General features: G+C 63.6%; 14 protein-coding genes. 5 read left to right on the forward strand and 9 right to left on the reverse strand.

The features are described 5' to 3' along the window. Window positions 1-81 precede the first annotated feature (81 nt). Both M2394_RS00220 and M2394_RS00225 read right to left on the reverse strand, forming a co-directional pair. Entirely contained in the window at window positions 82-792 is a 711-nt protein-coding gene (locus tag M2394_RS00220; RefSeq protein WP_259171207.1) for a FadR/GntR family transcriptional regulator, read from the reverse strand. 54 nt (window positions 793-846) lie between these two features. Beyond that, a complete protein-coding gene (locus tag M2394_RS00225) occupies window positions 847-2,028 on the reverse strand; it encodes an MFS transporter (RefSeq protein ID WP_259171208.1) in 1,182 nt (393 codons plus the stop codon). 113 nt (window positions 2,029-2,141) lie between these two features. Here M2394_RS00225 and M2394_RS00230 point away from each other — a divergent pair, with 113 nt between their 5' ends. Next, window positions 2,142-3,050, forward strand: a complete 909-nt coding sequence (locus tag M2394_RS00230; RefSeq protein ID WP_259171209.1) for a LysR family transcriptional regulator — start codon at window positions 2,142-2,144, stop codon at window positions 3,048-3,050. Between the two features lie 22 nt (window positions 3,051-3,072). After that, complete coding sequence (locus M2394_RS00235; RefSeq protein ID WP_259171210.1) at window positions 3,073-3,747, forward strand: GNAT family N-acetyltransferase; 675 nt, start codon at window positions 3,073-3,075, stop codon at window positions 3,745-3,747. A 120-nt stretch (window positions 3,748-3,867) separates the two neighbouring features. Here M2394_RS00235 and M2394_RS00240 read toward each other — a convergent pair whose 3' ends face one another. Next, window positions 3,868-4,245, reverse strand: coding sequence for a hypothetical protein (locus M2394_RS00240; protein ID WP_259171211.1), 378 nt, complete (start codon window positions 4,243-4,245; stop codon window positions 3,868-3,870). 112 nt (window positions 4,246-4,357) lie between these two features. Beyond that, on the reverse strand, window positions 4,358-4,960 hold the full coding sequence (locus M2394_RS00245) for a TetR/AcrR family transcriptional regulator (RefSeq protein ID WP_259171212.1): 603 nt from the start codon (window positions 4,958-4,960) through the stop codon (window positions 4,358-4,360). Window positions 4,961-5,032: 72 nt separating this feature from the next. Here M2394_RS00245 and M2394_RS00250 point away from each other — a divergent pair, with 72 nt between their 5' ends. Further along, window positions 5,033-5,638: an NAD(P)H-dependent oxidoreductase gene (locus tag M2394_RS00250; RefSeq protein WP_178923382.1), complete on the forward strand. Its 606-nt coding sequence runs from the start codon at window positions 5,033-5,035 to the stop codon at window positions 5,636-5,638. Here M2394_RS00250 and M2394_RS00255 read toward each other — a convergent pair. After that, on the reverse strand, window positions 5,635-6,504 hold the full coding sequence (locus tag M2394_RS00255; protein WP_178923384.1) for a LysR substrate-binding domain-containing protein: 870 nt from the start codon (window positions 6,502-6,504) through the stop codon (window positions 5,635-5,637). The two genes, M2394_RS00250 and M2394_RS00255, sit on opposite strands and share 4 nt — an antisense overlap. 106 nt (window positions 6,505-6,610) lie before the next feature. Between M2394_RS00255 and M2394_RS00260 the strand changes: the two genes are divergently transcribed. After that, on the forward strand, window positions 6,611-6,988 hold the full coding sequence (locus tag M2394_RS00260; protein ID WP_259171213.1) for a tautomerase family protein: 378 nt from the start codon (window positions 6,611-6,613) through the stop codon (window positions 6,986-6,988). 6 nt (window positions 6,989-6,994) lie between these two features. Here M2394_RS00260 and M2394_RS00265 read toward each other — a convergent pair whose 3' ends face one another. The 4 genes from M2394_RS00265 to M2394_RS00280 form a co-directional block, all read right to left on the reverse strand. After that, the gene (locus M2394_RS00265) at window positions 6,995-7,384 is read right to left on the reverse strand and encodes a hypothetical protein (protein WP_259171214.1); all 390 of its coding nucleotides are present in this window, start codon (window positions 7,382-7,384) and stop codon (window positions 6,995-6,997) included. 32 nt (window positions 7,385-7,416) lie between these two features. Further along, complete coding sequence (locus M2394_RS00270) at window positions 7,417-8,673, reverse strand: 3-phosphoshikimate 1-carboxyvinyltransferase (protein WP_259171215.1); 1,257 nt, start codon at window positions 8,671-8,673, stop codon at window positions 7,417-7,419. Between the two features lie 551 nt (window positions 8,674-9,224). Next, complete coding sequence (locus tag M2394_RS00275) at window positions 9,225-9,779, reverse strand: UPF0149 family protein (protein WP_259171216.1); 555 nt, start codon at window positions 9,777-9,779, stop codon at window positions 9,225-9,227. Window positions 9,780-9,841: 62 nt separating this feature from the next. Next, entirely contained in the window at window positions 9,842-11,110 is a 1,269-nt protein-coding gene (locus M2394_RS00280; RefSeq protein ID WP_259171217.1) for a chloride channel protein, read from the reverse strand. A gap of 192 nt (window positions 11,111-11,302) precedes the next feature. Here M2394_RS00280 and M2394_RS00285 point away from each other — a divergent pair, with 192 nt between their 5' ends. Then, window positions 11,303-12,115: a crotonase/enoyl-CoA hydratase family protein gene (locus M2394_RS00285; RefSeq protein WP_259171218.1), complete on the forward strand. Its 813-nt coding sequence runs from the start codon at window positions 11,303-11,305 to the stop codon at window positions 12,113-12,115. Window positions 12,116-12,118: the final 3 nt, after the last annotated feature.

Below are 12,118 nucleotides of genomic sequence, written 5' to 3' on the forward strand. Positions count from 1 at the left end.
CATTTCGGTCTGCTTATCAGGTTGTCAGACTAATGTTTTTGTTAAAAAAATGGCGTGTCCATGGACACGCTACTTAAAGGATCAATGGGTGGCTGGCAGCTCCAGGCTCAGGCGGCGCGCGGCAGCCCGCAGGTGTGCTTCGGCGCTGGCGGCGGCACGCTGAGCGTCACCGTCGACGATGGCCTGGTAGAGCGCCTGGTGTTCTTGGGTGGCGTCGGCGGAGCCTGTGACAAAGCGTGACGCCGAGTTTTCCCAGGCGGTCTTGCGCGCACTGGCCAATTGGCTGCGCAGGAAGTCGTGGAAGGCCACGAAGTAATCATTCTTGCTGGCGTCGGCGATGGCGCGGTGGAACTCCACGTCGGCGATGGCGGCGGCTTCGAAGTTGTCGCGGTTGTCCTGCATGGCCTGTAGGGCGCTTTTCATGCGCTGCAGGTCGGCATCATCGCGGCGCTGGGCGGCAATCGAGGCGGCTTGGGTTTCGATCCACAGGCGCACTTCGAACATCTGCGCCAGGTCGGGGCGGCGGCCGTAGGCCTGGGGGAAGCGGAACACCGTACCGGCCGGTGTCTGCGAAATGAACGAGCCCAGGCCCCGGCGCGCGGTGATCACGCCATCGGCCTTGAGCTGGGCAATCGCTTCGCGCACCACGGAACGGCTGACGTTGAGTTGTTCAGCCAGTTGCTGTTCGGTGGGCATGCGCGACTCGGGCGGCAGTTGGCCGGAGTCGATTTCTGCGCGGATGGCACTGACAACCCGGACGACGAGCGAATCGGGGCGTTGGAGCTCAAGCATGGGACTGCCTTGGTGATCAGGTTGTCAGACAATAGTCGTTACGATTTTAACTTGTCAATATTTGTGTCGTATCCCCGCCGCCAGCAGGATCATGCCCAGCGCCACGGCGAAGGTGGTGTGCAGGCCGTAGGCCACTGATTGTGGCAGGGCATGGGTGACATCTGGAGTGGCCCAGGCGAACACCGCACCCAGGGCCGATGCACCGAAAATCAGGCCGAGGTTGCGAGACAGGTTCAACAGGCCGGAGACCTTGCCACGACGTGAGGCCTCTACATCGCTCATCACGGCAGTGTTGTTGGCGGCCTGGAACAGGCTGTAGCCGGTGGTCAGCAACACCAGCGAGCCCAGGTAGGCCGGCAGCCCGCTGACCAGGGACAGCAGCAGGGCGCCGAGGGCCATGACGCCTAGCCCCGCGAGGGTCATACGTTGGCTGCCCAGCCGGTCCACCCAACGGCCGGCGGGCACACCGGTCAGTGCGGCCACACAAGGCCCGACGGCCATGGCCAGGCCCATCCAGGCTGGATCGAGCCCCAGCCCCCGAGACAGATAAAACGGCCCCACCACAAACGTGGTCATGATCACCGCGGCCACCAGCGCACTGATGACCAGGCCGACGCGCAAGGAAGGGTTTTTCAGCGGGGACCAGAAGCGTTCGTCCGAGGGCCGATGCCCCGGCTGGCGATCAACCGGCAGGTAGCAATAGGCGAGGGCAGCGGCCAGCAGGCCCAAGGGTACGCCCACGAGGAACAACGCTTGCCAACCCCACAAACTGAGCAGCATCCCGCCCACGCTTGGCCCCATCGCAGTCCCCACGGCCGACATCGTGCCGAGCAAACCCATCACCCGGCCGATGCGTTCCTTGGTCACGGTGTCGCCGACCATGGCCAGGGTCATCGCCATCATCACCGCCGCGCCCAGGCCCTGCAGGACACGCGCCACCACCAGCCATGGCAGGGACGGCGCCAGCCCGCACAGCCCGCACGCCACGGCGAACAACAACAAACCGGCGAGCAATACACGCCGACGGCCCAGTCGATCGCCCAGGCTGCCGGCGCTGACAATCACCGCCGTGATCGCCAGCAGGTAGGCCAGTACCACCCACTGCACGGCGTGAAACGAGGCGTCAAACGCGTGGGCCAGCGCTGGCAACCCGACGTTGGCGATGCTGGTGCCCAGAGCGGCCAGCAACATGGACAGGGACAGGCTGACAAGGGCGCCTCGTGAAACCGTGTGCATAGGGAATTCCTTGAGTGAACGCGACTGTCACAACTCTACGGCGTGGCCTAACATGGCGGAAGACGCCGGGTATGCAGTGAATACCTGCATGAAACGCCTGATGAGGAGCCGTGATGCCCGATCTGAATTTGCTGATCACCCTGGACGTGTTGCTCGCCGAAGGCAGCGTCGCCCGCGCCGCAGAGCGTCTGCGCCTGAGCCCGTCGGCGATGAGCCGGGCCTTGGCGCGGCTGCGTGAGACCACCGGCGACCCGTTGCTGGTGCGCGCGGGTCGTGGCCTGGTGCCGACGCCCAGGGCGGTGGCATTGCGTGAGCAGGTCAGCCGCCTGGTGCAGGAGGCCCAGGCGGTGTTGCGGCCCGCAGAGTCCCTGGACATGGCCCGGGTCGAGCGCACGTTCACCCTGCGCACCAGCGAAGAGTTCGTCGAAAACTTCGGCCCGGCATTGCTCGCGCGCATCGCCCGGGAGGCCCCTGGGGTGCGCCTGCGCTTCGTCACTAAAACCGACAAGGACACCGCCTTGCTGCGCGACGGCAGCGTCGACCTGGAGACCGGTGTGGTGGACGCCAGTGCCAATCCCGAGGTGCTGACCCAGGCGCTGTTCCGTGACCGCGTGATCGGCGTGGTGCGCAGCGGGCATCCGCTGAGCCAGGGGACTGTCAGCATTCGGCGCTATGCCGAGGGGCAGCACGTGTACGTCTCCCGCCGTGGCCAGGCGCGAGGGCAGATCGATGACGTGCTTGAGTCCCAAGGCATGCCGCGACAGATCAGTACCATCGTGGCCGGGTTCTCCACCGCCATCGCACTGGCACGGGACACCGACCTGATCGCCAGCGTGCCCGAGCGCTACACCGTCCACCAACGCGAAGGCCTGCACAGTTTCGCCCTGCCGCTGGTGCTCCCCACGTTTACCGTGGCGATGCTCTGGCACCCGCGCCTGGATGCCGACCTGGCCCATCGCTGGTTGCGCGGATGTTTACGTGAGGTGTGCGGGCTGCAACAGGTACAATCGCCGCTGTCTTGACGTGAAACTCCCAGGAATCTGCATGTTCAGCCTTACCCGTTACACCACCCCGTGCCCCGAGCCTGTCAACGGCCAGATCCTGCAGATGGTGGTGGACAACCTCACCGACATCAGCAGCGTGGCGCTGCCGCCGAGCAACCTGCTGTACAACATCTACCAATACGCGATCGGCTTTGAGGTGCACCTGTACCTGGAGGCGCTGGGCGGTGCCAAGGGCATTGCGGTCGAGTTGGTGGTGGCCACCGACACCCAGGACCCGGAACAGGTCATCGGCTTTGTGTTGTACCTGCCGGTCAAGGACGATCCCGAGGCGTGCGGCATTGCATTCATGGCCGTGCAGGCCGGCAAGCGGCGCCAGGGTGTGGCACGGGCGATGCTGAAAGACGTGCTGGCGCGCTACCCCCACGCCGAACTGGCCTGCGCGGTGGAGAAGGTGCCGGCGTTCGAGGCCATGGGCTTTCAAGTGCGCGGCGCGCGGGGTACCCAGGTGCTGATGAACACACGGGATTACGCAACGAATGGCCTGATGGGCGTGCTGGATGTGGCGTCGATCTACAGCTCATTGGAAGTGCGGCAGATCCACACCTACCTGCTGCAAAAGCACGGCAAGCGCGCAATGGTGGACGCCGAGAAACAGCGTGATCGCCACCTCGACCAGCTCACACACAAAGCCCAACGCTTCATACAAAACCTGTAGGAGCCCGCTTGCGGGCGATCGGGTGTACAAGGTTTATTCGTGTAGGAGCCGGCTTGCCGGCGATGGCGCCCTCAAATTCGCTATCGCCCGCATGCGGGCTCCTACAGGGGCGGGGGTTGCTTATGGCTTGGCCAGGTTCCAGTTGCCGCCAACGCCGTCACCGGTGATGTCGCCCGGCTTGCTGTCCTTGACCCAGGTGTACAGCGCCTGGCCCTTGTAGGCCCATTGCTTGCTGCCATCGTCACGGGTGATCACGGTGTAGCCGTCGGCATCCTTGGCGGCGGCCGAGGCGGTGAACGCCGGCCAGTTGGCCAGGCATTGGCCGCTGCAGGCCGACTTGCCGACGCTGTCTTTGGCGAAGGTGTAAAGGGTCATGCCTTTGCTGTCCACCAGCACTTTGCCTTTGGCGCTGTCGGCGATTTTGGCAGGGGCGGCGAAGGCCATGGACGAAGCACAGGCAATCAGGATGGCAGCAGCAAGGGAGCGTTTGTTCAGCATGTCAAACTCCTGGGTCTTTTCTGGTTTGGGTACTGGCCATGTGCTGTATTCACACGCCGTACTCAGGTAAACACCCGCCGCGCCGCTTTATTCCTCGCCCGTGAATAATTATTTAACCGCGCACACGATTGACCATCGCCAAGATCGTCGCCAGCAACTCCAGTTGCGCCTCTTCACGGCTGATTTCGCCACTGGCCGCCGCGTGGGACAAGGCTTCCGCCGCGCCGAGCATGGCGCGCAGGCCGGCCTGTGACACGCTGCCAGCCGCCGCGAACGGCGACAGCGCGTCGCGGCATTTGGCCAAGAAGATCGCCTCGTACTCGCGCTTGAGGGTTTCCAGTTCCGGCGAACTGCTCAGCGCCGCGATCACCCCGGGAATCTCCCGGCCTTGCAGCAACACGCAATCGACATAGGACGAGGCGATCACCCAGGCGCGGTCATCCAGGGTGGCCGCGCTGGCTTCGATGGCATCGCTGAAGACCTGGTTCTGGCGCCCGTCGAAATCTTCATAGAGGGCGGCCAGCAGGCCCGCACGGGTAACGAAATGGTCGTAGACCACCGGCTTGGTCACACCCGCCAGTTCGGCCAGGCGGCCCAGGGTCAGGGCTTCGGTGCCTTCGTCGCGTACCAGTTGCCAGGCCACATCCAACAGTTGGCGCAGGCGGTCTTCGCGGGTCAGGCGACGGCGTGGGGCAGGGGATTCACTGCTTGACATGCTTATATACCAAAAGTAACTTAATCGGCGTAACTTACTAATCGTAGCTTAAGCTGAAAGGGAGTCACTGTCATGCATGCACTCATCGTTGTCGCTCATCACGACCCGCAATCCCTCACCCACAGCCTGGCCGCACACGTTGCCACGGGGCTCGCCGCCGCAGGCCACACCTACGAAATCGCCGACCTCGCCGCCGAAGGTTTCGACCCGCGCTACAGCGCCGCCGACCATTTAGTGCACCGCACCCGCGCCACGGCTCCCGCCGACGTGCTCGCCGAACAGGCGCGTATCGACCGCGCCGACGCGCTGGTGCTGGCCTTCCCGATCTATTGGTGGTCGATGCCGGCATTGCTCAAGGGCTGGGTCGACCGCGTGTTCGTCAATGGCTGGGCCATCGATTACGGCCCGGATACCCCGGTGGTGAAAAAACTGCGGCACTTGCAGGTGCACCTGCTGGCGCTGGGCGCCGCTGATGAAAGCGCGTTTGAACGCCACGGTTATGCCAAGGCCATGGGCACCCAGATCGACTACGGGATTTTTGATTACTGCGGGGCGCACGTAGTGACGTCTGAGTTGCTGCTGGAATCGGAGTCGGGAACGGCCCTTGCGCACCTGAACACAGCAGAAAACCTGGGGCGACGGCTTTTTGCGCAGTCTGAAGTGCTGGAAAAAGCCTAAAGCAGATGCTTCTCCAGGCTGCGCTGGATCAACCTCGCCAACTGCGTCACCGGCTCGCTGGGCTGTTGGCGGTTGCGGTGCAATTCGTACCCCAACGATGGCACGGGTGGCAGGTCGTCCAGCTTGCAGAGCGCGGGCGGCAAACCCATTGACGTGCGTAATGTCACGCCTAATCCGGCCTCCACGGCGGCCCAGATGCCCGCGACACTCGGGCTGGTGAGTGCGATTCGCCAGCAAATGCCTGCACGGTCCAGCGCATCGGTGGCGGCGCTGCGCAACACGCAAGGTGCGTCGAACATCACCAGCGGCAGCGGTGCCAGGGAGCTACGTGGCAGCATCGGTTTGTCGCGGGGACCGATCCAGTGCATGGCGGTTTGCCCCAGGTGCGTGACGTAGGGCGAGACGTGCGTGGTGGCCCACGTCAGCGCCAGGTCGAGCTTGGCGCCGTCCACCAGTGCTAACAGTTCGGCATTGCGCGCAATCCGCACTTCCAGGCTGATCATTGGGTAAAGCTGGGCGAAACTGCGCAGCACATCGCTGAGTACCCGCTCGCCGAAATCCTCCTGTACGCCAAGGCGCAGTGTGCCTTCGGTACGGGTCTGGTTGAGGGCATCAAAAATGCTGTCGTTGAGTGCCAACAGGCGTCGGGCATGGCTCAGCACGGCTTCGCCCACCGGCGTCAACGCCAGGCCACGGCCGGACTTGTTGAGTACCGGCGTGCCGACTCGCTCTTCAAGTTTTTTCAACTGCGCACTGACCGCCGAGGTTGATCGCCCCAGGCGGTCTGCGGCCTTGGCAAAGCTATTGAGCTCCACGCCCAGGACAAAGGTGCGCAGTACATCCAGATCAAAGGTGGGGAGGCTCATCGAATCGTCCATAAAAACGGCATGGTGGCTGCTGTTTAATCTGATATTCGGAATGATCCTGGCTTGCTAATTTTTGCCCGTCAACTCAATTGTCGGAGCGCTGCACATGCCCTACGCACGCATCTCATTGCAACGCGGTAAGCCAGCCCATTACCTACGGGCCCTTTCCCAAGGCCTGCATGACGCACTGGTGGAAACCTTCGGGATCCCTGTGGGTGATCGTTTCCATGTCATTCACCAGCATGAGCCGGGGGAGTTGTTCGTCGATGCTGATTACCTGGGCGGCCCGCGCAGTGCCGACTACGTGCTGATTGCAATCACTGGTGGCAAGCCGCGTGACACGGTGACCAAACGCCGTTTCTACCACGTGCTGACCCAGCGTTTGAGTGCAAGCATCGGTCTCGACCCTGAGGATGTAATGATCGTGATCAGCACCACGGCGCCAGAGGACTGGTCGTTTGGCGGCGGGCGGGGCAATGAGTAGCGGGCATTAGCCTTCGCGAAACAGGTCGTGGGCGTCGAGCAGGCGGTAGGCGATTTCCGGGCGCTTCTCCATGCCACGGCGAATCGCGGCCGGGATCGATTGCCGGGTCTTGCGGCACAGGCCGGGCAGGTCGTCGATGATGATCTGGATCCCGCGCATGCTCTTGACCTCGGTGTGCCCCGGTGCGACGTGCACACGGATGCCCAATTGCTGGTACATCAGCTGTTGCATGCGTTCGAGGTCTTGCAGGCTCTTGAGGTCTTCGAGGCGGTCGAGCAGTTTTTTCTCTTCCTGGCGCGTGAGCTGCAGGATGCGCTGGTCGGTGCCCGGCGCCTCCAACAGCTGTTCGCGCTGGCAGTCACAGGCGCCGGGTGGGCAGGGCTGGCGAATGTTCATGTGCAAGGCCTCCCCCTTCCAGCGCCTAGTGCTCAGTAGCTCAGTTGAACCCCAAGACTGCCCAGGGCCTTCCAGTACTCAGGATAGGTCTTGGCCACGCAATCCGGGTCCTGGATGCGGATGCCCGCCACCTTCAGGCCGGCCAGCGCAAAGCACATCGCGATGCGGTGGTCGGCGTGGGTGTCGATCAGTGCGTTGCAAGCGGTACCAGCCAGTGCCGGGTCGCTGGCCACCAGTAAGTCGTCGCCTTCGATGGTAGCCAGGCCCGGGCGGATTTCGTTGAGGCCGTCATGCAGCGCTTGCACGCGGTCGCATTCCTTGACGCGCAGGTTGGCCAGTTCGGTGAAGCGCACCGGGGTGTTGTTGAACGCCGCCAGCACCGCGAGGGTCGGGATGGCGTCCTGCATTTGCGAACCGACCACCGTGGCCTGCATGTTCGGGAACTGGGCGATCACGGCCTGGGCCTTGGCGTCCGGCTGGGTGAAGTCCTGGGCGGCCACGCCGATGTCGATGCGGCCAGCGGTCAGCACTTCGGCGGCCCACAGGTAGGTGGCGGCGGAGGCGTCTGGTTCGATCAGGTAGTCATGGGCGATGTAGCCGGTGGGGGCCACGCGCCAGGTGGTGTCGTTGACGGCTTCCACCTGGGCACCGAAGGCGCGCATGCAGTCCAGGGTGAGGTCCACGTAGCCACGGGCGCCGATGTCCTTGCCGGTCAATGCCACTTCAATCGGGGCTTCGCCGCATGCCGCGAGCATCAGCAGGGCCGACACGTATTGGCTGGACAAACCACCGTCGATTTCAAAACGCTTGGCTTGCACCTTGCCCACGCCGTGCACGGTGACCGGTGGGCAGCCGGTGGGGCTGTCGACCTTGATGCCGTTCTGGCCAAGGGTGGCCAGCAGCGGGCCGATCGGGCGTTTCTGCATGTAGTCGTCGCCGTCCAGTACCACGGTGCCTTCGACGGTGGCCACGGCGGCGGTCAGAAAGCGCATGGCGGTGCCGGCGTTGCCGAGGAACAGGGGCTGGGTGGGCAGTTGCAGTTTGCCGGAGCCGGTGACCACGAAGGTGGTGTCGTCGGGTTCGTCGATGGTCACGCCCATTTGGCGCAGGGCCACGGACATGTGGCGGGTGTCGTCGCTCTTGAGCGCGCCGCTCAGGCGGCTGGTGCCCTTGGCGAGGGCGGCCAGCAGCAGGGCGCGGTTGGTGATGGATTTGGAGCCGGGGGGCGCGACCTTGCCATTGAGGGGGAAGTTGGGCGGTGTAACGGTCACGGTTTTTTGCGAACTCAAGGTACAGGGCTCCTGATCAAGGCAAGGGCGGCGGGCGGACTCGAATAATCGGGTATAGATGCAGTGCTTGTCGAGCGTGGGGTAACGGCCACCGGTATTTTCTGGTTGTGCATCAATCCACCTGTGGGAGCTGGCTTGCCTGCGATGGCGGCCTCATGGTGTACATATCCATTTCTTCGGTAATGGCGGCTTATGGTTCCGCTCTTACAGCGGGTCACTTTTGGAAAAGAGCCCCAAAAGTAACCAAAAGGGCTCTTGCCCCAACACTCGGCACCTCGCCCAGGCTCGGTGTGCCCGTAATCCGACAGGTATTTGGGGGGCCGCCGCCACGCGCCATCCATGGCGCGGGGCGGCTAAACCGGCATCCCTGCCGGTTTACCCCCCAAATCCCTGCCGGATTACGGCCAGCGTGTTTGATGGGGCGCCTAAGATCAAAAGCAAGAGCACAGCGGCCTGACAGCCGGCTTGAGTGGTGTAGAGCAAAGGCAAAGGCAAACGCGGTTGTGTAGGAGCCGGCTTGCCGGCGATGCAGGCGCCTCGGTCGCAGGCGGTTAGCGTTTTGCCAACCAGTAATCATGCAGCGCTCGTGCTGCGGGTTCGATTTCGCTGGCGCGTTGTTGATGTGCCTGTACATCCAGGTCGGCGGACAGTTCGAAGTTGTCTTGTTCGGCGCACCAGGAGATTTTTTCCAGCTCGGCGGCTTGGGCGGCTGGCAGCTCCGGCCAGTTGCCGATGGCGGCGCCGCGGATGTAGCCGAAGCACCATTCTTCGGCGAGGGTCACGGTGTGGCCCTGGTGGTCGGTTTCGTCGAAGCGGGCCTTGAAGCTGCTGGCATCGGTGGCCAGTTGTTCGGCCAGGGTGTTGAGGTGGCGCACGCACAGTTCGAGGAAGCGCTGTGCTTCGTCCATGGATTCCCACTCGGGGTTTTGCCCGCCCCAGATCGCCGGGAACCACTCGGCCACGTCCACCTGGGCCGGGCTGGACACCAGGGCGGTGAAGTAGCCGTCGAGTTCGGCCAGGTTCAGCACGGAATGGTCGTCGCCGTATTTGAGCAGGGTGTCTTCGATGAATTCGAATTCGGCCGGGGTGAGGGGTTGGGCGTGCATGGGCATTTCCTTTAAACGTCGAGCGCCGCAGGTGGGGCGGCTTAAAGCGCGAAGGATGGTACTTAGGACGGTTTTTTTCCAGTACTTTCCAGGCGCTGGCACAGCTTGCTCACGCACATCGCGCCCACCACTGCGAGGATGATGGGCACCAGGAAGTCATGCTCGATACGGGTGAATTCTGCCACCAGCACAATCGCCGTCAGCGGCATGCTCATGCTGGACGCCAGAAAAGCCGCCGCGCCGATGATCGCAAACGCCCCCAACGGTACGCCCGGCCACGCCAGGCTCCAGGCGCCGCCGAGGATGATCGCCAGCAGTGCGCCGTTGGCAAGGCCGGGCGTCAACAGGCCGCCTTCGGCACCGGCGCGCAGGCTGCTGGTGGTGATCAGCACCTTGACCAGCAACAGCAACGCGGCCAGGCCGATGCTCAGTTCATTGTCGAACCCCAGTTGCGCCGGCCCTTTGCCGTTGCCGAGGATTTGCGGCAGCCACATCGCCAACACGCCGATGACCGTGAAGTTGATCACTGACAACACCGGCAAGCGCCAGCCCCGTGCAGCATTCGCCCGGGCGCTACCGGTGAGCCGGGTGAAACCGTAAGCCGCCAGCCCGAACACCGGCCCGCAGACCACGGCCCAGGCGATCAAAGGCGGGCTCAGCACAAAGTGCGGCACCACGTATTGGGATTCGGCACCCAACCCGATCCACGCCACCGAAGCGGCAATCGCCGAGGTCGCCAAGGCAATCACCGCGGCGGGCCAACTGAACACGCCCACCAGCACTTCCAGCACGAACACCGCGCCGCCCAACGGCACGTTGTACACCGCCGCCAGGCCCGCGCCGGCGCCGCAGGCGACGATCAGGCGATGCATGGGCGGGGTGAGTCGCGCCCGCTGCGATAACCAGGTGGCGGCCAAGGCCCCGACTTCCCGCGGCGCCACTTCACGGCCCAGCGGCGAGCCAAGGGCCACGGTGATGATTTGCAGCACGGCGTGGGCGAGGGTGGTCTTGGGCGGCATGATCGGCATCTTCTCCGACACCGCCTGCTTGATGCTCACCAGCGGCCGTCCGTAGCGATAAATCAACCACCAGCCCAACCCGGCCACCAGGCCACACGCCACCAGCACCAGCAAGCGCCGTTCGGGGGCGGCCGCCGTCACGCCGAGCAGGAAGGTTTCGTGGCTGACCAGGCTGTCGAGGCTGTAGCCGTAGGCCAGGTGTTGAATACCGTGCAGCAGCAACGCCAGGAGCATGCCGCCAAGCCCCGCGCCGATGCCGGTCAGCACGACCACCAAGGCCAGTATCAACGATGAGCGAAACGTGGACGGCATACACAACTCCAGGCAATGGCCCTGATTGTATAGCCGATAAATCGCCTGCTTTGGGTGAAATGTATCGCCGCTGCATGAAGCGCCGCGTCACAACATTTCATTACCTTTGCCAGTCCCGGTTTTGGCCGATGCGCCGTCCTGCACCCTTGGTATAGTTCGGGCCTTATCACTCGCCAGTCAGGGATCACTGCCATGTCCGAATACCAAGCTTTCGTCGTCGAACTCACCGGCAACGTTGCCCATGTGCAGATCAACCGCCCGGAAAAGATCAACGCGATGAACGCCGCGTTCTGGACCGAAATCATCGATATCTTCCAGTGGGTCGAAGACACCGACGCCGTGCGCGCTGTGGTGCTCAGCGGGGCCGGCAAGCATTTTTCCTCTGGTATCGACCTGATGATGCTGGCCTCGGTGGCCAATGAATTCGGCAAGGACGTGGGCCGCAACGCACGCCTGCTGCGCCGCAAGATCCTTGAGCTGCAAGCCTCGTTCAATGCCGTCGACAACTGCCGCAAGCCGGTGCTGGCGGCCGTGCAGGGTTACTGCATCGGCGGTGCGATCGACCTGATCAGCGCCTGCGACATGCGCTACGCCGCCGAGGGCGCGCAGTTCTCCATCAAGGAAATCGACATCGGCATGGCCGCCGACGTCGGCACCCTGCAACGCCTGCCGCGCATCATCGGCGACGGCATGCTGCGCGAACTGGCCTATACCGGTCGCCAGTTCGGTGCCGAGGAAGCGCGCAGCATCGGCCTGGTCAATCGCGTCTATCCCGATCAGGAAAGCCTGTTGGCCGGGGTGATGGAGATCGCCCATGAAATCGCCGCCAAGTCGCCGATTGCCGTGACCGGCACCAAGGCCATGATCAGCTACATGCGTGACCATACAGTCAATGACGGTCTGGAATACGTTGCCACCTGGAACTCGGCTATGTTGCAATCCAACGACCTGCGCGTGGCCATCGCGGCCCACATGAGTAAGCAGAAACCCGAATTCGTGGATTGACTG

Origin of the sequence: Pseudomonas sp. BIGb0164 (genome assembly GCF_024810135.1) — a bacterium.
In the GTDB taxonomy this organism is placed as follows: Bacteria; Pseudomonadota; Gammaproteobacteria; order Pseudomonadales; family Pseudomonadaceae; genus Aquipseudomonas.

What these genes read in the sequence shown, in the direction of transcription:
- M2394_RS00220 (WP_259171207.1), bottom strand. Translation starts at nt 792, where the DNA reads ATGCTTGAGCTCCAACGCCCCGATTCGCTCGTCGTCCGGGTTGTCAGT.
- M2394_RS00225 (WP_259171208.1), bottom strand. Translation starts at nt 2,028, where the DNA reads ATGCACACGGTTTCACGAGGCGCCCTTGTCAGCCTGTCCCTGTCCATG.
- M2394_RS00230 (WP_259171209.1), top strand. Translation starts at nt 2,142, where the DNA reads ATGCCCGATCTGAATTTGCTGATCACCCTGGACGTGTTGCTCGCCGAA.
- M2394_RS00235 (WP_259171210.1), top strand. Translation starts at nt 3,073, where the DNA reads ATGTTCAGCCTTACCCGTTACACCACCCCGTGCCCCGAGCCTGTCAAC.
- M2394_RS00240 (WP_259171211.1), bottom strand. Translation starts at nt 4,245, where the DNA reads ATGCTGAACAAACGCTCCCTTGCTGCTGCCATCCTGATTGCCTGTGCT.
- M2394_RS00245 (WP_259171212.1), bottom strand. Translation starts at nt 4,960, where the DNA reads ATGTCAAGCAGTGAATCCCCTGCCCCACGCCGTCGCCTGACCCGCGAA.
- M2394_RS00250 (WP_178923382.1), top strand. Translation starts at nt 5,033, where the DNA reads ATGCATGCACTCATCGTTGTCGCTCATCACGACCCGCAATCCCTCACC.
- M2394_RS00255 (WP_178923384.1), bottom strand. Translation starts at nt 6,504, where the DNA reads ATGAGCCTCCCCACCTTTGATCTGGATGTACTGCGCACCTTTGTCCTG.
- M2394_RS00260 (WP_259171213.1), top strand. Translation starts at nt 6,611, where the DNA reads ATGCCCTACGCACGCATCTCATTGCAACGCGGTAAGCCAGCCCATTAC.
- M2394_RS00265 (WP_259171214.1), bottom strand. Translation starts at nt 7,384, where the DNA reads ATGAACATTCGCCAGCCCTGCCCACCCGGCGCCTGTGACTGCCAGCGC.
- M2394_RS00275 (WP_259171216.1), bottom strand. Translation starts at nt 9,779, where the DNA reads ATGCACGCCCAACCCCTCACCCCGGCCGAATTCGAATTCATCGAAGAC.
- M2394_RS00280 (WP_259171217.1), bottom strand. Translation starts at nt 11,110, where the DNA reads ATGCCGTCCACGTTTCGCTCATCGTTGATACTGGCCTTGGTGGTCGTG.
- M2394_RS00285 (WP_259171218.1), top strand. Translation starts at nt 11,303, where the DNA reads ATGTCCGAATACCAAGCTTTCGTCGTCGAACTCACCGGCAACGTTGCC.